The 17,496-nt window shown below is 60.0% G+C and carries 18 protein-coding genes, 1 tRNA gene and 1 pseudogene; 12 read left to right on the top strand and 8 right to left on the bottom strand.

The genetic code is table 11. From position 1 onward, the window contains the following. Positions 1-10 precede the first annotated feature (10 nt). A complete protein-coding gene (locus ACNAZS_RS11140) occupies positions 11-625 on the bottom strand; it encodes a hypothetical protein (RefSeq protein ID WP_415789230.1) in 615 nt (204 codons plus the stop codon). Positions 626-779: 154 nt separating this feature from the next. Further along, positions 780-1,430, bottom strand: coding sequence for a glutathione S-transferase family protein (locus ACNAZS_RS11135; protein ID WP_415789228.1), 651 nt, complete (start codon positions 1,428-1,430; stop codon positions 780-782). An 83-nt stretch (positions 1,431-1,513) separates the two neighbouring features. Between ACNAZS_RS11135 and ACNAZS_RS11130 the strand changes: the two genes are divergently transcribed. From ACNAZS_RS11130 to ACNAZS_RS11095, 8 genes are all read left to right on the top strand, one after another. Next, positions 1,514-2,434 (top strand): LysR substrate-binding domain-containing protein, encoded by a 921-nt coding sequence (locus tag ACNAZS_RS11130; RefSeq protein ID WP_415789226.1) that lies wholly within the window; start codon positions 1,514-1,516, stop codon positions 2,432-2,434. A 116-nt stretch (positions 2,435-2,550) separates the two neighbouring features. Further along, positions 2,551-3,819 carry an MFS transporter gene (locus tag ACNAZS_RS11125; protein WP_415789648.1) on the top strand — a complete coding sequence of 423 codons (1,269 nt, stop codon included), beginning with the start codon at positions 2,551-2,553 and terminating at the stop codon, positions 3,817-3,819. Between the two features lie 255 nt (positions 3,820-4,074). Then, positions 4,075-5,058 carry a Bug family tripartite tricarboxylate transporter substrate binding protein gene (locus ACNAZS_RS11120; RefSeq protein WP_415789224.1) on the top strand — a complete coding sequence of 328 codons (984 nt, stop codon included), beginning with the start codon at positions 4,075-4,077 and terminating at the stop codon, positions 5,056-5,058. Between the two features lie 132 nt (positions 5,059-5,190). Beyond that, positions 5,191-6,099: a LysR family transcriptional regulator gene (locus tag ACNAZS_RS11115; RefSeq protein WP_415789222.1), complete on the top strand. Its 909-nt coding sequence runs from the start codon at positions 5,191-5,193 to the stop codon at positions 6,097-6,099. 1 nt (position 6,100) lies between these two features. Then, positions 6,101-7,030: a LysR family transcriptional regulator gene (locus ACNAZS_RS11110; RefSeq protein ID WP_415789220.1), complete on the top strand. Its 930-nt coding sequence runs from the start codon at positions 6,101-6,103 to the stop codon at positions 7,028-7,030. Positions 7,031-7,224: 194 nt separating this feature from the next. Next, a complete protein-coding gene (locus tag ACNAZS_RS11105) occupies positions 7,225-7,479 on the top strand; it encodes an AbrB/MazE/SpoVT family DNA-binding domain-containing protein (RefSeq protein WP_415789218.1) in 255 nt (84 codons plus the stop codon). Continuing rightward, on the top strand, positions 7,479-7,841 hold the full coding sequence (locus tag ACNAZS_RS11100; protein ID WP_415789216.1) for a type II toxin-antitoxin system PemK/MazF family toxin: 363 nt from the start codon (positions 7,479-7,481) through the stop codon (positions 7,839-7,841). Before ACNAZS_RS11105 ends, ACNAZS_RS11100 begins: the two co-directional genes overlap by 1 nt. A gap of 5 nt (positions 7,842-7,846) precedes the next feature. After that, positions 7,847-8,035 (top strand): hypothetical protein, encoded by a 189-nt coding sequence (locus ACNAZS_RS11095; protein ID WP_415789214.1) that lies wholly within the window; start codon positions 7,847-7,849, stop codon positions 8,033-8,035. 269 nt (positions 8,036-8,304) lie between these two features. Here the strand turns inward: ACNAZS_RS11095 and ACNAZS_RS11090 are convergent. After that, positions 8,305-8,380, bottom strand: a tRNA-Gly gene (locus tag ACNAZS_RS11090). A 113-nt stretch (positions 8,381-8,493) separates the two neighbouring features. Further along, positions 8,494-8,925, bottom strand: coding sequence for an Rrf2 family transcriptional regulator (locus tag ACNAZS_RS11085; RefSeq protein WP_415789645.1), 432 nt, complete (start codon positions 8,923-8,925; stop codon positions 8,494-8,496). 87 nt (positions 8,926-9,012) lie between these two features. Here ACNAZS_RS11085 and ACNAZS_RS11080 point away from each other — a divergent pair, with 87 nt between their 5' ends. Further along, positions 9,013-9,792, top strand: a complete 780-nt coding sequence (locus ACNAZS_RS11080; RefSeq protein WP_415789212.1) for a class I SAM-dependent methyltransferase — start codon at positions 9,013-9,015, stop codon at positions 9,790-9,792. A 90-nt stretch (positions 9,793-9,882) separates the two neighbouring features. On the opposite strand, the gene ACNAZS_RS11075 is transcribed toward ACNAZS_RS11080, so the two are convergent. Then, positions 9,883-10,539 carry a response regulator gene (locus ACNAZS_RS11075; protein ID WP_415789210.1) on the bottom strand — a complete coding sequence of 219 codons (657 nt, stop codon included), beginning with the start codon at positions 10,537-10,539 and terminating at the stop codon, positions 9,883-9,885. 1 nt (position 10,540) lies between these two features. Next, positions 10,541-11,968, bottom strand: a complete 1,428-nt coding sequence (locus ACNAZS_RS11070; RefSeq protein ID WP_415789208.1) for a cache domain-containing protein — start codon at positions 11,966-11,968, stop codon at positions 10,541-10,543. Positions 11,969-12,272: 304 nt separating this feature from the next. On the opposite strand from ACNAZS_RS11070, the gene ACNAZS_RS11065 reads away from it, so the two are divergent. The 3 genes from ACNAZS_RS11065 to murB are packed head-to-tail and all read left to right on the top strand — an operon-like array spanning position 12,273 to position 15,714. Next, on the top strand, positions 12,273-14,354 hold the full coding sequence (locus ACNAZS_RS11065; protein WP_415789206.1) for a carbon starvation CstA family protein: 2,082 nt from the start codon (positions 12,273-12,275) through the stop codon (positions 14,352-14,354). A 16-nt stretch (positions 14,355-14,370) separates the two neighbouring features. Then, positions 14,371-14,583 (top strand): YbdD/YjiX family protein, encoded by a 213-nt coding sequence (locus ACNAZS_RS11060; protein WP_415789204.1) that lies wholly within the window; start codon positions 14,371-14,373, stop codon positions 14,581-14,583. Between the two features lie 33 nt (positions 14,584-14,616). Continuing rightward, positions 14,617-15,714 (top strand): UDP-N-acetylmuramate dehydrogenase, encoded by a 1,098-nt coding sequence (murB, locus tag ACNAZS_RS11055; RefSeq protein WP_415789202.1) that lies wholly within the window; start codon positions 14,617-14,619, stop codon positions 15,712-15,714. Between the two features lie 56 nt (positions 15,715-15,770). Here the strand turns inward: murB and dapB are convergent, their stop codons facing one another. After that, positions 15,771-16,562 carry a 4-hydroxy-tetrahydrodipicolinate reductase gene (dapB, locus tag ACNAZS_RS11050; protein WP_415789200.1) on the bottom strand — a complete coding sequence of 264 codons (792 nt, stop codon included), beginning with the start codon at positions 16,560-16,562 and terminating at the stop codon, positions 15,771-15,773. Between the two features lie 383 nt (positions 16,563-16,945). Beyond that, positions 16,946-17,338 (bottom strand): annotated as a pseudogene (locus ACNAZS_RS11045) (outer membrane protein assembly factor BamE); the annotation flags it as partial. Positions 17,339-17,496 lie beyond the last annotated feature (158 nt).

The raw sequence follows: 17,496 nt of genomic DNA, 5'->3' as shown, positions 1-17,496 counted from the left end.
ACAATGGGATTTAGCGTTTATCGATACCCTGCCATCGCAGATACGCTGAACGGGTCACGGCAGACACTGAATCCAGGACCTTCTGATGATTGACCTGATGCCGCAGCATCAGACGTGCATCGGCCACGGCGCGGGATTTGCAGAACCAGTGGCAGCTATGTTGCAGTAGATATAACTCTGCCGAGAGGTGGTAAGCGCGGGTCTTGGGATCCCAATGGCTTTCGTTGTCCACGACATGGCGCAGACCGGTCGCATGGATGTGCAGCAACTCACGAAAATCTCGCGTCAGAGCGGGAGCAAAACGTTCCACATAAGGAATACAGAAGGTCAACACACCCATACTGGTGGCCGGCAGGGTTTCCTTTTGCATGGCGCTGGCCAGCGACTGTATTTGCCCCGCCACAGCGCGTTCGGTTTGTGCAAAGGTTTCCAGAACTTGGAGTTGGCGTGTTTCTTCTTTCTCGCTGATGGCGCGGGCGTAGCCCTGCGTCAGGGTTTCCATGTGGCGCTCAAGTTGCAAGCTGGCCAAATGGTGTCCTAGTAAAGCAACGTGCGTGCGCTGGTAACGTATGCGCAGCACCTGCCATGCCGCGACGACCACCAACAGGATTAATGCGATGTCCATTGCCTATATTTCCATACTGCTTATCCGAAACGGCGATGCCAAAACAAAGGCCCAAACTGAAGTCTGGGCCTTTGTGAAGCTAGGTGGTGGTCACCTCGCTAGTTGCACCGACATACTATGTCAGCTTGTTAGTATACCGAACAGGATTAACCGGTCAGCCGTCCAGCGACACCGCCTCGGCCCGCAACACGGCCTGCACGGCCGGCCGCTCGACTAGCGCCGCACTGATGGCGCTCCAGGCCGGATAATCGGCGTGCATGTCCAGCCCGATCCGGTTGCCCCAGCGGTACAGCACCAGCAAGAACGGATCGACCACCGAATAGCCGCCGGCGAGCGCCCAACGCCTGCCGTCGGCCAGTTGCTTGTCGATGGCTCCGTACGCGTCGATGACTGTGCGCCGGCCTTGGGCGCGGATGCGATCGTAATCCGAGGCGTCGTTGCTGAACCGTTCCGGCCGCCAGATGGCACCAAAGCCGGCGCTGTGCACCCAGCCCGACAGCCAGTTCAGCCATTCCTGGCAACGGGCGGTGGCGAGCGGATCGTCCGTCGGCAGCAGCTCGGCTGTTGGATGCTGTTGCGCCACATACATCAGGATAGCGGGCAGTTCGGTCAACACACGCGGCTGACCCGCGATGCCCAGCGCCGGCACACGCGCCTTGGGGTTGATGGCCAGGTATTCCGGGCGATAGTGGGCGCGCGCTGACAGATCGACGAGCTCCAGTGTAAAGGGGGCCTGCACTTCCTGCAGGGCGATGTGCGCCGCCATGGAGCAGGCGCCGGGCGAATAGAAAAGTCGGTAGGTCATGTGGCCAGTCTAGGGGCGTGGCACAGCTTGCCGCAAACCATGATTTGTGAGGGCTGGGTATTAGTGATATTAATGGGGGAATCATGGCCGATCGACACCTTCCTCCCTTGCAAACGCTGCGCGCCTTCGAGGCGGCCGTGCGGCTGCGCAGCTTCACGCGCGCGGCCGATGAACTGGCGCTGACCCAGGGTGCCGTCAGTCAGCACATCCGGCGGCTGGAATCGGCATTGGGAGTGTCATTGTTCACGCGTGAACACCAGGGGGTAGCGCCGACGGCGCGCGCGCAGGCCCTGGCCTTGCAGGCGCGGCAAGGCCTAGCGCTGCTCGAGCGCGCTTTCGGCCGTGCCGATTCTGTCCCGCGGGTGCCGGCCGCCGCGACGCCGCCGCAGCGGCTGGTGTTGAGTGTGTTGCCGGCCTTTGGGCAACGCTGGCTGGCGCCGCGCGTGCCGCGCTTTGTGGTGACCCATCCGTCCATCGAGCTCGAGCTGCGTCCCAGCAACGCGCTGGCCCGGTTGAACGGCCGCGATGGCATCGACCTGGCGTTGCGATATGGGCCCGGCGCGTGGCCAGGCCTGAAAAGCGAACGGCTGATGGATGAAGAGGTGTTCCCGGTTGCCAGCCCCGCCTACCGGCGCGGCCGTCGCCTGCACGCGCCGCGCGATCTGGCGCGCTGCATCTTGCTGCGGCATGCGTGGCAACCCTGGGAGCCCTGGTTTCAGGCGGCGGGCCTGGACATGGTCGAACCGGACGATACCCCGCAGTTCGACGACACCGATGCACTGCTGCAAGCCGTCACGGATGGGGCCGGCGTGGCGTTGGCACGCCGCTCGCTGGTGGCCCACGATCTGGCGGCCGGGCGGTTGGTACGTCTATGGGATATCAGCATTGCCGATGTGCATGCTTATTATCTGGTGTGGCGACCAGACAGCCCCAGGCTGCCGGCCATCGCCGCGGTGCGCCGCTGGCTTCAGGATGAAGCTGCGGATGACCGCACGGCGCGCTAGTCGGCTGCCACTCTTATATAAGAATGGCACAATAGCGCATACGCCTTCATGCTTCCGATCCGGTGTTGCCGGTGGCGAGCAATGTTCCGATTTCCCGGCCCGGTTTTTCCGACTTCATGCCTGCTTCGTCTTCCGGCGATTTCTCTGCCTTGTTCCGTCAACCTTCCGGCTTCATTGCCTTTCTGCTGGCCCGCGTGCTGGCTGTGGGAGCCACGCAGATCCAGGCGGTGGTCGTCGCCTGGCAGGTATATGACCTGACGCGCGAACCCATGGCCCTGGCCTACGTCGGCCTGGCCCAGTTCCTGCCCATGTTGTTCCTGCTGTTGCCGGCCGGCGACCTGATCGATCGGCTGCCGCGCAAGCACATCCTCAGCGCCAGTTGGAGTGTCGGCGCGGTTTGCAGTGCCTTGTTGTGGTGGTTGTCGGGCCATGGGCACGCGGGTGTGTCCAGCATTTATGCGGTCCTCGTGCTGTTCGGCGCATCGCGCGCGTTCTCCGGGCCAGCCATGCAAAGCCTGTTGCCCCAGTTAGTGACTCGGGAACAACTGCCCCAGGCCATTGCCACCAACAGCATGGTGATGCGTAGCGCTGCCATCGGCGCCCCCTTTCTGGGAGGCCTGCTGTACGCGGCTGGGGGTAGCTTTCTTACCTACCCAATTTGCCTGGTCGCCTTTGCCGGCGGTGCCGTGTTGCTGCAGAAGGTGCGTGTGTTGCCCGCGGAATCCCGGGCGGGGCAGGCGGGTGCACCGCAGGCGGTCAGCACCAATATCTGGCAGCGCTTTGGTATCGGCATCCGATTTATCTTCGGCCGCCCCATGATCCTGGGCACGATTTCTCTCGATTTGTTTGCCGTGCTGCTGGGGGGAGTGGTGGCCCTGTTGCCCATTTACGCGCAAGAAGTCCTGCATGTGGGTCCCCAGGGGTTGGGCCTGCTGCGCAGCTCGATCGCGGCCGGCGAGGTGGCCGCGGGCGTGTGTCTGAGCATGTTTCCCTTTAACGCCAAAGTGGGGCGGCGCATGCTGTTGGCGGTGGCGGTGTTCGGCGTGGCCAATCTGGTGTTCGCGCTATCGCACTGGATGTGGCTGTCATGCCTGGCGCTGGCCGTGGCGGGCGCGGCCGACATGGTCAGCGTCTATGTGCGCGGCGCATTGCTGCAGTTCGCGACGCCCGACGAGATGCGCGGGCGCGTCAATTCGGTCAACATGCTGTTCATCGGCTCGTCCAACGAGCTCGGCGAGTTCCGTGCCGGGTCCAGCGCGGCCTTGCTGGGGGCCGTACCGGCCGCCATTGCTGGCGGCCTGTGCACGCTGGTCGTGGTGGGTCTGTGGAGCTATCTGTTCCCGGCGCTGCGTACCGTCAACCGATTTGAAAATGCGCAGCGCTGAGAGCGGGCAGGTGCGCTGAGGCTCAACGCCTACCGCAGGTGCCGCGTATCAGTCGCTCGGCCACGGCCGCCACCTGAGTCGCCTGTTCATCGCGCCAGACGCAGGGATCGCTTTCGTCGCTATTCGCCCAATACCTAGGGGTAAACGCGAGCAATACATACCAATTTGGAATTTTTTTCGTCGGAAAAAATTCAGTTTTCTATCGTTCGTGGTGTCGATAGACTGCCGCTACTCATGAATAAAAAGGGGCACGCAATGATTTCACGTCGCAGCATTTTGAAGCTGGGCTATGGTGGTGTTCTGGTGGCGGGGGCGGTGGGGCGCGTACACGCCAATTCGGCACCTGTCAGCATCGTTATTCCGGGACCCCCGGGAGGCGGTGCGGACGCGATGGCCCGCATTGTGGCGGACAAACTAGGCGCGAAGATCAACCAGACGGTCATCGTTGAGGCACGCCCCGGAGCCAGTGGCCTGATTGCGAGCAATTATGTGAAACGCCAGGCCCCGGACGGCAAGATGCTTTACCTGAGTTCGTCCATGCTGGTAACCGCGCCTGCTGTGTATCCCGACATCCAGAAGCTGGATCCCGTGACCGATTTCACGCCGTTGGCCAGGCTCACTGTGAATACCTACCTGTTCCTGGCCCGCAATGAGCTGCCCATTTCCAACGTACGCGAGTTTGTCCAGTATTGTCACGCGAATCCCGGGAAAGTCACGATAGGGACCGTGGGGCAGGGATCGTCGAGTCACCTTGCCGCCGCGTATTTGGTCAAAGCTGAAAATCTGGACGTCACCATCGTGCATTACAAGGGCTCGGCGCCCGCGAACCAGGACCTGATGGGAGGTTTCATCGACGCGAAGTTCGAGAATCTGGCTGGCACTCGTGTGACGCTTGATTCTGGAAAGGTCAAGATCCTGGGTGTGTCCAACGCAGAGAGGTCGCCGTTGTTCCCAGATATACCAACGGTCAACGAGTCGGTGCCGGGTATGGTGGTCGATGACTTTTTCGTTATCGTCGCACCGAAGGGGATGGACAAGGCGCAGGCGCAGGTGCTCGGCAAACATTTGGCCGACGTGGTGCAGATGCCGGATGTGCAGCCGAAGCTGCGCAGCCAGCTCGGCGCCATTTCCGCGCCGCTCAATCCCGACGAGACCGTGGGCTACATGCGCGAGTCGTTCGGCAGGACAAAGACCTGGGTGGCCGATCTGCTTGGGCAGGGTGAGCTAGCAGGCAGCTAGTATCGGGAAATCCGGGAGAATGCCTCTTTCAGTGGCCGCAGGATTGTCCGCATGCCAAAAAATTCTGAAAAGAGATATTTGTTGATGTGGGAAAATCCCGTTTGAGTTTGAAAGCTTGGGGTGTTTCCTAGGATGACCACGTTCCGCGAACTCGAGGCCTTCGTCGCCGTTGCGGACATGGGGTCTTTCGAAAAAGCCGCACACAATCTCGGTACCTCGCAATCCGGTATTTCACGTTTGATCCACGAGTTCGAGCAAGGCTTCCCAGAGCCGCTGTTCAATCGTGATCGACGCTCAGCGAGATTGACGACGAAGGGCCAGGAGGTGTTGTCGCACGCGCGGATAATCCTGCGCCAACGAATGCGTTTGACGGAACGCTTCGAGGCCTCGAATCTGTTCACGCCCATGCTGCGGCTCGGGGTGACCGAGTTATCCGCCGTCACCTGGCTTGGATCTTTCATTGCAAAACTGAAGGCCCGCTACCCGGGGCTACGCCTGGACTTGAAGGTAGGGTCATCGGTTGATCTGCATGCGCTGATGCAGGATGGGTTACTGGACGCCGCGGTGGTCCTGGAGTCCGTCCGTACGCACAATATGGCCCGCGTGCCGATTGGCGTTGCCCGATGCGGCTGGTTTTGTGCCGTGGATGCACCGCTGCCAGGTTTGTTGAAACTGACAGAATTCGAACGCCAGACCCTGCTGCTGCAAGGCCGCGCACAGGGAGGCGGCACTCAGATCGAGAACTGGCTGCTAGAGCGCGGCGTCAAGCTGGCCAATTCAATACAGAGTGACAGCCTTGCCGCTCTCGCCGGAATTTGCGCCGCAGGCTTGGGGATCGCGAGCTTGCCGCGTGCAGTCGCTGCCCAGAACATGGACTCCGGCTTGCTTCGAGAGGTGAAGATTCCCATTGGCGCCCCGAGCCTGAACTACATGTTGATTATGCGGGGTGGCTCCTTGACGGAATTCCATACCGCCGTTGCTGGCCTCGCCAGGAAGACTTGCGATTTCAATAAGGCGCTCGTGCCGCACAAGGCGAGTTGACATGCTCACGATTAAGCAATTGCAGGCGTTCTACTGGGTGGCCAAGCTAGGCACGCTGAACAAAGCAGCCGAAAAGCTGCACATCACGCAGTCCGCAGCCACGAAGCGACTGCAGGAGGTCGAGGCAGCCGTGGCGGGGCCGGTTTTCGCAGGGGCAAGCCGCAAGAATCATTTGACGCGACTGGGTCGGGAACTCGAGATGGAGTGTGAACATCTTTTTGACCAACTCCAGGCGCTTGAGCAGTTGAAGCGTTCCGGTCATCCCCCCGTGCGGACGCTGAAAGTCGGGTTGACTGAAGTCGTCGCCCTGACGTGGTTCCCGGATTTCCTCAAGCGGATGAAGGCTTCCTACCCGTCGATCATCGTTCAACCCGAAATCGATTTTTCCCTGGCGTTGCAGGAAAAACTGGAGTGCGGCGACCTGGACTTCACCATTTTGCCCAACCATCATGCATCGGAAGCCGTCTTGACGGTCAGCGTCGGCGAAGTGAAGTTCGGATGGTTTGCCGCTCCGGGAATGTTCGCCGCGGACGTTTCGCACCCGTTGCACGAGCTTGCGTCAAAGCCTGTCATTGAACAGTCCGAGAACTCGGTCATCACACTTGTTTGTAGCCGGCTTTGGGAAAGTGAGGGTGTGCAGCCTGAGCGCATCTATGGTGGCAACAATATTCAAGCGTTGGCCGGTCTGGTGGCGGCGGGTGTCGGCATCAGTTGCTTGCCCGTGCAGCTCTTCCGAAGTGAACTGCGTTCCGGAAGCCTCGTACTGGTCAAGACGCCAGCTCCCGGACCTACTGTCGGCTATTCCTGCTGTTTTCTCAAGCATCCGGCCTCCGACCTTGGACGCAAGGTGGCGGAAGTCGCACGCCAATCCAGCACTTTCGTTCGGCGCGATGTAACTGGCAAGCGAGCTAGTCCGGCGCGGCGGCCGTAGCCTCGCGCAAGAACGCCGAACGTCCGTCCTATAGCACCATTTCCTGGAAGGGTATTTCGACGATGCTGGTGACTTAACAAGCGTACTTGCGCGGCGGACACCACCTTTCAATGCACAGGCGTTATGTATAGACGTGTTGATACATCGCGTTGTCACGTATATACTTGTTGATACATTACAGGAGGTTTGGCATCATGGCAAAGACCGCAAAGCTTACGATCCAGCAGTGGGGAAACAGTTTGGCCGTTCGAATTCCTGCGGCAGTCGCGCGTTCGGCGCATTTCGAGGCGGGCCTCGAGGTAGAGGTGACAACGGATGAGATCGGTGTCACCGTGAAGCCGGTTGGGCCGCGCAAACTCACTCTTGCGGAAAAGCTTCAGAAGTTCGATCCGGCTAAACACGGCGGCGAGGCGATGGCGGTCTCCCCTGTAGGCGCGGAGACCCTTTGATGGCGAAGGCAGCTTGGGCGCCAGATCGTGGCGACATTATTTGGATCGACTGTAATCCTCAGGTTGGTCGGGAGATGAAGAACATGCATCCTATGTTGGTTCTATCTCCTATGGCGTTTAATGAGAAGACGAGTATTGTTATCGGTTTACCCATGACGACGGCTGAGTACAACGATAGCAATCCTTTCGCGATCAAGTTCAAAGGCCGGAAGAATGTCACGAGTTATGTTTTGGCGCATCAGCCCAAATCATTCGATTGGCGTGCAAGAGGTGCTAAACCTCATCCATGGAAGCACGCCCCCCAAGACGTATTCCTGGCCGCGTGCGAACAACTAAACCAGATCATTTCGATTGGTGAGTAAAGAGGGTGTACGTACTAGGGCTGGCTATCGGCAATATTGAAGTTGGTCGTGGCCGTGCGTTGCAAGGTATTCTGCGAGTAGAGCGGCGAGAGTCCATATTGGCGGCCGTGCTGGGGGCGGGCGATGAGGAGCGCGGCGCACTAGCCCACGAGGCCGATGGCGGTAGCCCAGCACGGTCCGGCGTCCCGCCGTAATCACGGCCAGGCCGCCGGGTTCGAAGCGATAGGTCGTCCAGGGTCTGGTCGAGTCCTTCGTCCCGGTACCAACGCCACAAGCGGTTGCGGACTAGATCCGACCGAGCATAAGCCCCATCGGCAGGGGGGGCATCCATGTGAAATGGAGCGCCGTCTCAATGCTTATTCATTTGTTCTGGATTCCGGCGGCTCTTGCTGGAATGAAAAAAGGAGCCGAAGCTCCTTTTTCAACAACTTACAGACGCCAATGGAAGTCTGTAATCATAAATTGGAGCGGGAGACGAGTCTCGAACTCGCGACCTCAACCTTGGCAAGGTTGCGCTCTACCAACTGAGCTACTCCCGCGTTGCAGCTAACGGTGCGTCAGCAGCAAAGAAGCGAGATTCTATATGACTTTTTTTGGGTGTGCAAGTGAGTGTGGATCGCTTCACTACCACCCGCGGAAATGCTGTTCGAATTTAGTGCGCGGCGACGTGGCGCGTTTCGAGGCCGCGGCTTAATTCGGCGAGACTGATCGCGCCCAGTCGTTTGATCAGCAGTGTCTCAGCATCGCGCAGGGCGTCCTCCAGTGCTTCGTTGACGAGTTGCTCGATCGCGCAGCCTGGGCTGGATGGTTCGTTGCCGATCGCAAATATCTTGGGTCCACCAACCGCACGATGGATGTCCAGCAGTGATATGCGCTCAAGATCGCACGTGATAATCCAACCGCCGCCATGTCCTTTATCCGAGCGAACATAGCCGGCGTCGCGCAAGCCGGCCATGGTGCGGCGGACGACGACCGGGTTGGTCTTGAGCATCGCGGCGATTGCCTCTGACGTCATTGGTCCGTCGTGCCGAGCCATATGGAGCAGCACATGCAACATCCGGGAAAGGCGGCTGTCGTTTCGCATTCTTTTATCCTTCGCATGCCTCTCGAGGTTGGCAAACACGCATAATCATGATACTTATGATGTTACGTGATTTGTGGAGATTATGAAATGAAAGAATACGAAAACGCGGATCATTGGGACAAGGCTGCCCGCACGTATCAACAGACCGCGCATCGGTTCACCGCACGCTTCGCAGAGGCGGCGCTCGCTCGTATTGCGCTCACGCGCGAGAGCGATGTGCTCGATGTGGCAACCGGAACGGGTGCGCTTGCGCTGGCGGCGGCGCGTACTGGGGCGAAGGTGCTGGCAACGGATTTTTCGCCCGGCATGATTGCGTGCGTCGCCGCTGCGGGGTTGCCTAATGTCGACACGCGGGTGATGGATGGACAGGCGCTTGATTTGCCTGACGAGAGTTTCGACGCCGTCTTTTCGATCTTCGGCGTGATCATGTTCCCCGACTGGCGCAAGGGTCTGGTAGAGATGCGGCGGGTGACGCGACCCGGCGGCTACGGCGTGGTGGCGACGTGGCAGAGCCAGGGCGCGGCGACTTTCCTGCTGCTTGGTCAAATACGGCAGAAGCTATTTCCCGAACTTGCGGGAATGACCATGCCTGAGGCTGTACAGGCGTTAAATGATCCAGGGGATTTCGCGCGCGAACTGATCGCGGCGGGCTATCACGATCCACAAATTGAGGCGGTGACCCACGACTATCTGCTGGAAATCTCGGCGCTCGACGAGCCCGATACGCTATTCGGCATGTCCCCGGACTGGACTAGCCTGAGCGATGTAGACAAAGCGGCGGTGATCGCGGAGGTACGCCAACGGGCGGGTGATCGATCAATTCTTCCGATTCCTTCAACCGCACTCATCGCCGTGGCGAAACGTTGAGAATGAATGGCTCCCCACAAAGTCGGGCGTCACTGCATAGGGTGTTCGACTTGGTGGCTGTGGCGGGTTTGAATCGTTGACCTGGCGACGTCACAGATTCCGGTGTTCAACCACGTATTTGATCAACTCGGCCTGGCCTTCGATATTGAGTTTGCGCTTGATATTCAGCCGGTGGGTTTCAATGGTGCGTACCGATAGATTCAGGTCCTGTGCAATCTGCTTGTTTGCATGGCCGCGCGCGATGTGCCGCAAAACGTCGCGTTCGCGCTGGGTCAGCAGGATGGCTGGCGCATTGGTTTCCGATAGGTGGATGGTGGCCGAGGCGCTGAAGTACATCCGGCCCGCCATGATCGCGTGGATGGCCGTGACGATTTCCTGGGCAGGTTCGTCTTTAAGCAGATAGCCGCGAGCGCCGGCCTTGACGGCCTGGACGATGTATTCGGCGCTATCGTGCATGGACAACACAAGGACGGCGATCTGTGGGTATTGCTCGTGCAATTGCGCGGTCAAGGCCAGGCCGCCCATGCCGGGCATATTGAGGTCCATCAGGATCAGGTGAGGCAGGGTGTTGCCCTGGGGATGCCCAGCCAGACATTCTTGCAGGAAGGCCAGGGCGGCCGTGGCGTTTGCGGCTTCGCCGATGACTTCCAGTCGTGGCACGGTTTCCAGACGCAGGCGTAGTCCGTCGCGCACCAGAGGATGGTCGTCGATCAGTAGTAGTCGGATGGTGTCGGAGGCTTGGGTCATATTAGGCCTGCAGGGCCGCGCTAGCGGCGGCGGAGGGTTCTCCGGCGGGGAGGGGGAGCCAGGCTTGAAGGACGGTGCCCTGGTCGCTGGCGTGGCAGGTCAACGTACCGGCCAGTAACACCATGCGTTCGCGCATGTTGCGCAGGCCGATGCCGAATTGGGGATCTGCCTGCTCGTCCGGGTAATCGAAACCGACGCCATTATCGGCGATGGTCATGCGCACGCTTCGCTTGTCGTAGTCGAGTGTGATGTCTGCGCGTGTGGCCTGTGCATGCCGGATGACGTTGGTCAGGGCTTCCTGCGTGATACGAAACAGCGCCGTGGCGTGCGATTCGGGCAATGGGCGTACTTGACCCGTCATGTGCAGTTGGACATCAAGCGGCGGCTCGCCGTTTTCATGAAGCGCCGCAAATTCACGGCCCAGGTGGTCCAGGGCGGCGGGCAGTCCGAGATCGTCCAGGAGTCTTGGGCGCAGATTATGCGAGATCCGGCGGACCTCGCCCACGGCGGTGTTCAGGCGATCCAGCGCACCGGACAGCGGTCGATCAATCAGCGTCAGGGTCTGTGGGTCCAGCGTGTGGGTTTGTAGACGTTCGCGGGCGGCCTCTAACGAGAGTTTGATAGAGACCAATATTTGGCTGATGCTGTCGTGCAGCTCGCGAGACAGCCGGGCCCGTTCGTCTTCTTGTGAGCGCACCACTTGCTGCGCCATGAGTCGTAGCTTGGCATCTGCCTGACGGTGGTCGCGGATGTTCAATGCCAGGCCGAAAGCGGTGATCCCCAATATCGACGCGGCGACAATGGCGCCTACCCAGATCAACATATTGCGGATGTTGGCTTGAGCGGCCGCGTCGATGCGTGTCAGGGCTTGTTCGACGTCGTCCAGGTATATGCCCGTGCCCAGCATCCAGCCCCAGCGGTCCATGATGCGAACGTAGCCCAGCTTTTCCATGGTCTGGTGGGTGGAAGGCTTTTCCCATTGATAACGGATGGCCTGGCCTTCGTCACCGCCTTGGCGAGCTGCGGCGAGTAAGTTCTGGATCACGGGGCGCTCGTCGGCGTCACGCAGGTTCCAGAGATCGCGCCCAACCAATTCGGGCTGGCGGGGGTGCATCAGGTTTTTACCCTGCAGGTCATAGACGAAAAAATAACCATCGTGGCCAAACTCCATTTGTGCCAGCAGGGCCAGGGCGCGCGCCCGGGTCACGTCGTCGTTGCCCGATTCCTGGAGCGGTGCAATCGCACTGTAGGCCAGGCTGACATAGTGGCGCAGTTCACTTTCTTTGCTGGAGAGCCAGGCTTGTTCTACGACCTGTTTTTCGCGTTGCGCTAGTTGTAGCCCTTGGACATAGACTGCTGCCGTGATTGCGGTGACGGCGATCAGCAGGGGTACAACGGCCAACAGCAGTATTTTCAGGCGTAATTTCATCGAGGTGCGAAGAACAAATTTGATGCGATGCACAACACTCGGAGAGCCTTGTCATCTGGGCATACTGTTTGATGGATTTTAAAGGTTTGGCCGAATGCTGCTGCGGTGCGATCCGTAATAGTACGTAGTTAATTTACGTAGTACTTCGCTTGTTCAGCATGAATCCAATTGAAATACTACCGCCTGCGCCGATAGGGCGCAGGGGCGTGCGCACATGCACGCCCAGCAACAACACAACGTCTGCCCACCCACAAAGCCTTGGTACGACTGCGCTTTGCCTTGGCGGGGGCTAGAGGAGCAATGTATGAATACCAGCAGTAAAGGGCTAGGTCATCACCTGGCCTGGCTGGCGATTGCCGTCTTGGGCGCATTTGCGCTGGGTACGGTAGCGCTGTCTCGTGGCGAAACCATCAACGCGCTGTGGATCGTGATCGCGGCCGTCTGTGTTTATCTGATCGCCTACCGCTATTACAGCCGTTTTATCGCCAACAAGGTGTTGAAGCTGGACGCTACCCGGATGACGCCGGCGTGGAAACATAACGACGGGCTCGATTATGTGCCTACCAACAAGCACGTATTGTTTGGCCACCACTTCGCCGCGATTGCCGGAGCGGGTCCGCTGGTCGGGCCGGTACTGGCTGCGCAAATGGGCTATCTGCCGGGCATCCTATGGTTGCTGGCCGGCGTGGTGTTTGCGGGCGCGGTTCAGGATTTCGTCGTGCTGTTCATCTCGATGCGGCGCGATGGCCGCTCACTGGGAGAACTGGTCAAGGCCGAACTGGGTAGCGTGGCGGGCGTCATCGCCCTGTTCGGCGCTTTCATGATCATGGTGATCATCCTGGCCGTGTTGGCATTGATCGTGGTCAAGGCGTTGGCCCACTCGCCATGGGGTACCTTCACGGTGGGCGCCACTATTCCCATCGCGCTGTTCATGGGGGTGTATTTGCGATATCTGCGGCCGGGCAAGATCGGCGAGGTGTCGATCATCGGTTTCGTGTTGTTGATGGCTGCGATTGTGTTTGGGCAAGACGTGGCACAGCACCCGGTGTTGTCCGCGTGGTTTGATTTCGATGGCAAGGCCTTGACCTGGATCCTCATCGTCTACGGGTTTATTGCCGCCGTGTTGCCTGTGTGGCTGCTGCTGGCGCCGCGTGACTATCTGTCGACGTTTCTCAAGATCGGCACGATCGTGGGGCTGGCGATTGGTATCGTGGTGGTTGCCCCTCAACTGAAAATGCCCGCGCTGACTCAGTTTGTCGACGGTAGCGGTCCGGTATGGTCGGGCAATTTGTTTCCGTTCTTGTTTATCACGATCGCGTGCGGCGCGGTATCCGGTTTTCACGCGCTGATTGCGTCGGGCACCACGCCCAAGCTCATCGAAAATGAAATGCAGGCTCGCTATATCGGTTACGGCGGCATGTTGATGGAGTCGTTTGTTGCGGTGATGGCGCTGGTGGCGGCTTGCGTGATCGAACCGGGCGTTTACTACGCAATGAATAGCCCGGCGGCATTGATCGGCACGACGCCCGAGCAGGTCGCACAGGTAGTCTCGAGTTGGGGCTTTGTGGTGACGCCGGCTGATTTGATGCAAACGGCGAAAGACGTCGGTGAAAATACCATCATTTCGCGTGCGGGCGGCGCGCCAACATTGGCCGTCGGGATGGCGCAGATTTTGCACGAGGTGGTTGGCGGCGAAGGCATGATGGCCTTCTGGTACCACTTCGCCATTCTGTTCGAAGCGCTATTCATTCTGACCGCCGTTGACGCGGGGACGCGTGCCGGCCGATTTATGCTGCAAGACTTGCTGGGTACCTTTGTGCCGTCGTTCAAGCGCACAGGATCGTTGCCCGCCAGCTTGATCGCGACGGGATTGTGTGTGGCCGCCTGGGGCTTCTTCTTGTACCAGGGTGTGGTGGATCCGCTGGGGGGGATTAATACCCTGTGGCCGTTGTTTGGTATTGCCAACCAGATGCTGGCCGCCATTGCGTTGACGCTAGGTACGGTTGTGTTGTTCAAGATGAAGCGTGACCGCTATGCATGGGTCACGGTGCTGCCGACGTTGTGGTTGCTGGTGTGCACGATGGTGGCTAGCTGGCAGAAGCTTTTCGACGCCGATCCCAAGGTTAGTTTCTTGGCGCATGCCGCAAAATACAACGCGGCGATCGACCAAGGACAAGTCCTTGCACCCGCTCACTCGCTGGATGAAATGCGTCGGGTGGTGTTTAACGATTACGTCGATGCTGCGCTGTGCGGCCTCTTCATGTTTGTCGTAGTCAGTATTGTGGTGTTCGGTATTCGCTCGGTGTTGCAGGCTCGCGCTCAGCACTCCGCGTCGTCGCACGAAACCGCGTACGAGCCGCTGCCCGCCGTGGCAGGCGGCAACTGATCCACGGAGACGCCGTATGCTGTTTACAAACCTGGGCGCGGCGGCCGGCTCTGCCGGTCGCTATCTGGGCCAGACATTGCGTTTGATGGTAGGGGTGCCCGACTATGAAAACTATGTCGAGCACATGCGGCGTACGCATCCCGACCAAGAGCCCATGACGTACGAGGCTTTTTTCCGAGAGCGTCAGGATGCCCGCTACGGCGGAAAAAAACGGATAGGCTGCTGTTAACATTGGGTGCGCTCTCAGCCCTCACTTGTTTTCATGCCCGATTTTTCTCAGGTTTCGCCTGAACCCTCCCTCACGCCGTCCGGCCAGGATCTTGCCCCGTTTAATACGCTGGGCTTGCCGGCCCGAGCCGATGCTTTTGTGACCTTGCGTTCTGTGGATCAACTGAACGCATTGTCCGATCTGGTCAGCCAGTATCCGGGCCTGCTGGTGTTGGGCGGGGGCAGCAATATGGTGCTGCCGACCCATATCGACAGTCTGGTGGCCCGGGTGGCCTTGGCCGGTGTACACCTGATTGAGGCGCGATCGGATGCCTGGATTATCGAGGCGGGGGCGGGCGAAAATTGGCACGATTTTGTCGCCAAGTGCGTGGAACACGGCTGGGATGGCCTGGAAAATCTGGCGTTGATTCCGGGTACTGTAGGCGCGGCGCCTGTCCAGAACATCGGTGCTTATGGCGTTGAGCTGGCGGATCGATTTTCGGGGCTGACCGCCTGGCACGTGCATCAGCGCCAGCTCGTGGAAATGAGCGCGGCGCAGTGTGGCTTTGCGTATCGTGATAGCGTTTTCAAGCACGATGCGCCCGGTACCTGGATCATTGTGTCGGTTCGTTTTGCGTTGCCGCGACCATGGCGAGCCGTATTGGAATACCCCGACTTGCAGCGTCATTTCGGTCTGGCGGGATCCGGGCGTGCCGGCGCGTCAACGTCCACGAAGGGTGTTACGCCGACCGCGCGTTCTGTTTTCGAGGCCGTCTGCCAGATCCGTCGCGACAAGCTTCCCGATCCAGCGGTGGTGGGTAATGCCGGCAGTTTTTTTAAGAATCCCCTGGTGGATGCGACGGCTCGCGATGCGCTGTTGGCACAGCATCCCGGGCTCGTGTCGTATCCGCAACCCGACGGCCGATACAAGCTCGCCGCAGGCTGGCTGATCGATCAGTGTGGATGGAAGGGCAAGCAACTGGGGCGTGCGGGCGTTCACGACAGGCAGGCCCTGGTGCTGGTCAATAAAGGCGGCGCGACGGCCACCGATATCATGGACCTGGCGGCTGCTATCCAACGCGATGTCGCCGCGCGCTATCAGGTCACGCTGGATCCCGAGCCCATCGTGTGGCGCGATAGTGGAAAAAAATAAGGGCTTCAGATCGAAGCCCTCGGGTGCAGCACAATGCTTTGGCTGGCGTTAGTGCGCTAGAGCCCCAGCACCGCCTGCATATCGAACACGCCTTTACTTTTGTCTTGCAGAAAGCGTGCCGCATGCAATGAGCCTTCGGCATAGGTGGCCCGGCTCCCCGAGCGATGCGTGATTTCTATGCGTTCGCCCGCGCCGCAGAAATACACCGTGTGATCGCCCACGATGTCGCCACCGCGTACGACAGAAAAGCCGATGGTGCCGGGTTGGCGTACCCCGGTGTCGCCATGGCGAGTCCAGGTCGCGACATCCGGTAACGCAACGTCCCAGGCCGAGGCAATGGTTTCGCCCATTTTCAGGGCCGTGCCGGAGGGCGCGTCGACCTTGTTGCGATGGTGAGCCTCGAAGACCTCGACGTCGTAGCCGGACTTCAGAATGCGCGCGGCCACGTCGAGCAGCTTGAGCGTTGCATTGACGCCGACGCTCATGTTGGGAGCAAACACGATACCGATTTTTTGTGCCGCCACATCAATGGCGGCACGGCCGTTGTCATCGAATCCCGTTGTGCCGATGACGATACGGGTGCCGTGTCGCAGGCAGGCTTCCAGATGGGCCAATGTCGCTTCGGGACGGGTGAAGTCGATCAGGCAGTCGGCATTGGCCAGGGCATCGAGTTGATCCGTAATGACGACGCCCGTGTCGCGTCCCAGAAAGGCGCCCGCATCCTGACCGATGGTGGGCGAACCGTCGCGGCCAAGTGCAACAGTGAGTTCCATGTCCGGCGCGTTCAGGACGGCTTCGACCAGCATGCGGCCCATACGGCCGCCAGCGCCTGCAATAGCAATACGCATGTTCTTTCCTTGTGCGGCAGGGATCAACGTAGCGGCTCGGCGCCGCCGGTGGGTTGATTGCTTGAGTTCACGGAATCAGACGGCTGATTGATTCGTAACTCTCGTCGCTGAGGTGCGGCGGGCTCCGGCTGCGACGCTGCACCCGGAGCCGACATTTCGGAGCCCGACATGCCGGGCGCGGTGATACCGCTGCCGGCATCCGGCGCAGACTGGGGCGCGGCGGTATCGGGAGCGGGCTGAGGCGCGGTGGCACCGGCATCGGGCATGGGCTGGGAGACGGTGGTGTCGGCGTTTTCGGCCGGCAGAGCGCCCCCCGGGGGCGTCCCCAATGCCGGCAATTGCGCGGCATCGGCGGGCTGGGACGATTGGGGGATTTCGGCGTTTTGACGCGCGGTTTCCGCGTCGATCTGCTCGTCAGTTTTTTCCTGGGGCTTGCCCTCGGCATCCAGCTGGAACGGTTGCAGCTCAGGTTGCTTGTCGCCTTCCCAGCGCGCCAGCAGGTCGTTCTCGAACCAGACCGTGAACTTGCGCTCGCTGGGTTCGCCGTAGCCAGGCTTGAAGTAATACGGGTAGTCCCAGCGATCCGCGTGCAAGACGCTGGTCAACGTGGGGCTGCCCAGGGCAAAGCGCACCTGTTCACGCGTCATGCCAGGCTGCAGCAGGGCGACTTGTTCTTGAGTGATCCAGTTGCCCTGCTGAACGGGCGCCCTGTACGGAAAGCCCCATTTGTCGGACGAGCAGCCCGCCACTGCGGCGGCAACGGCGGCGGCGGCCAGCGCGGTTTTCAGGAAACGGGTCGGAATACGTGCAATGTTGGACACCAAGCGCCCCTATCTGTGATTTAAAGCGGGTAAAACCGTTATCATAAAGGTTTCACAATGCGGTAGCTCCGTGGGCAGCGGAAAAGGGCGGTGCGCTGCTTACAGTTTCGCGC

It is taken from the genome of Bordetella tumulicola, from assembly GCF_965138755.1.
Lineage (GTDB): Bacteria > Pseudomonadota > Gammaproteobacteria > Burkholderiales > Burkholderiaceae_B > Bordetella_A > Bordetella_A tumulicola.
The sequence above is the reverse complement of the archived record's forward strand: the minus strand, read 5'-3'. Positions and strand labels throughout refer to the sequence as shown.

Bases quoted from the DNA above. Each gene is read 5' to 3' on its own strand.
- ACNAZS_RS11140 (WP_415789230.1), bottom strand. From the start codon at position 625: ATGGACATCGCATTAATCCTGTTGGTGGTCGTCGCGGCATGGCAGGTG.
- ACNAZS_RS11135 (WP_415789228.1), bottom strand. From the start codon at position 1,430: ATGACCTACCGACTTTTCTATTCGCCCGGCGCCTGCTCCATGGCGGCG.
- ACNAZS_RS11130 (WP_415789226.1), top strand. From the start codon at position 1,514: ATGGCCGATCGACACCTTCCTCCCTTGCAAACGCTGCGCGCCTTCGAG.
- ACNAZS_RS11125 (WP_415789648.1), top strand. From the start codon at position 2,551: ATGCCTGCTTCGTCTTCCGGCGATTTCTCTGCCTTGTTCCGTCAACCT.
- ACNAZS_RS11120 (WP_415789224.1), top strand. From the start codon at position 4,075: ATGATTTCACGTCGCAGCATTTTGAAGCTGGGCTATGGTGGTGTTCTG.
- ACNAZS_RS11115 (WP_415789222.1), top strand. From the start codon at position 5,191: ATGACCACGTTCCGCGAACTCGAGGCCTTCGTCGCCGTTGCGGACATG.
- ACNAZS_RS11110 (WP_415789220.1), top strand. From the start codon at position 6,101: ATGCTCACGATTAAGCAATTGCAGGCGTTCTACTGGGTGGCCAAGCTA.
- ACNAZS_RS11105 (WP_415789218.1), top strand. From the start codon at position 7,225: ATGGCAAAGACCGCAAAGCTTACGATCCAGCAGTGGGGAAACAGTTTG.
- ACNAZS_RS11100 (WP_415789216.1), top strand. From the start codon at position 7,479: ATGGCGAAGGCAGCTTGGGCGCCAGATCGTGGCGACATTATTTGGATC.
- ACNAZS_RS11085 (WP_415789645.1), bottom strand. From the start codon at position 8,925: ATGCGAAACGACAGCCGCCTTTCCCGGATGTTGCATGTGCTGCTCCAT.
- ACNAZS_RS11080 (WP_415789212.1), top strand. From the start codon at position 9,013: ATGAAAGAATACGAAAACGCGGATCATTGGGACAAGGCTGCCCGCACG.
- ACNAZS_RS11075 (WP_415789210.1), bottom strand. From the start codon at position 10,539: ATGACCCAAGCCTCCGACACCATCCGACTACTACTGATCGACGACCAT.
- ACNAZS_RS11070 (WP_415789208.1), bottom strand. From the start codon at position 11,968: ATGAAATTACGCCTGAAAATACTGCTGTTGGCCGTTGTACCCCTGCTG.
- ACNAZS_RS11065 (WP_415789206.1), top strand. From the start codon at position 12,273: ATGAATACCAGCAGTAAAGGGCTAGGTCATCACCTGGCCTGGCTGGCG.
- ACNAZS_RS11060 (WP_415789204.1), top strand. From the start codon at position 14,371: ATGCTGTTTACAAACCTGGGCGCGGCGGCCGGCTCTGCCGGTCGCTAT.
- murB (WP_415789202.1), top strand. From the start codon at position 14,617: ATGCCCGATTTTTCTCAGGTTTCGCCTGAACCCTCCCTCACGCCGTCC.
- dapB (WP_415789200.1), bottom strand. From the start codon at position 16,562: ATGCGTATTGCTATTGCAGGCGCTGGCGGCCGTATGGGCCGCATGCTG.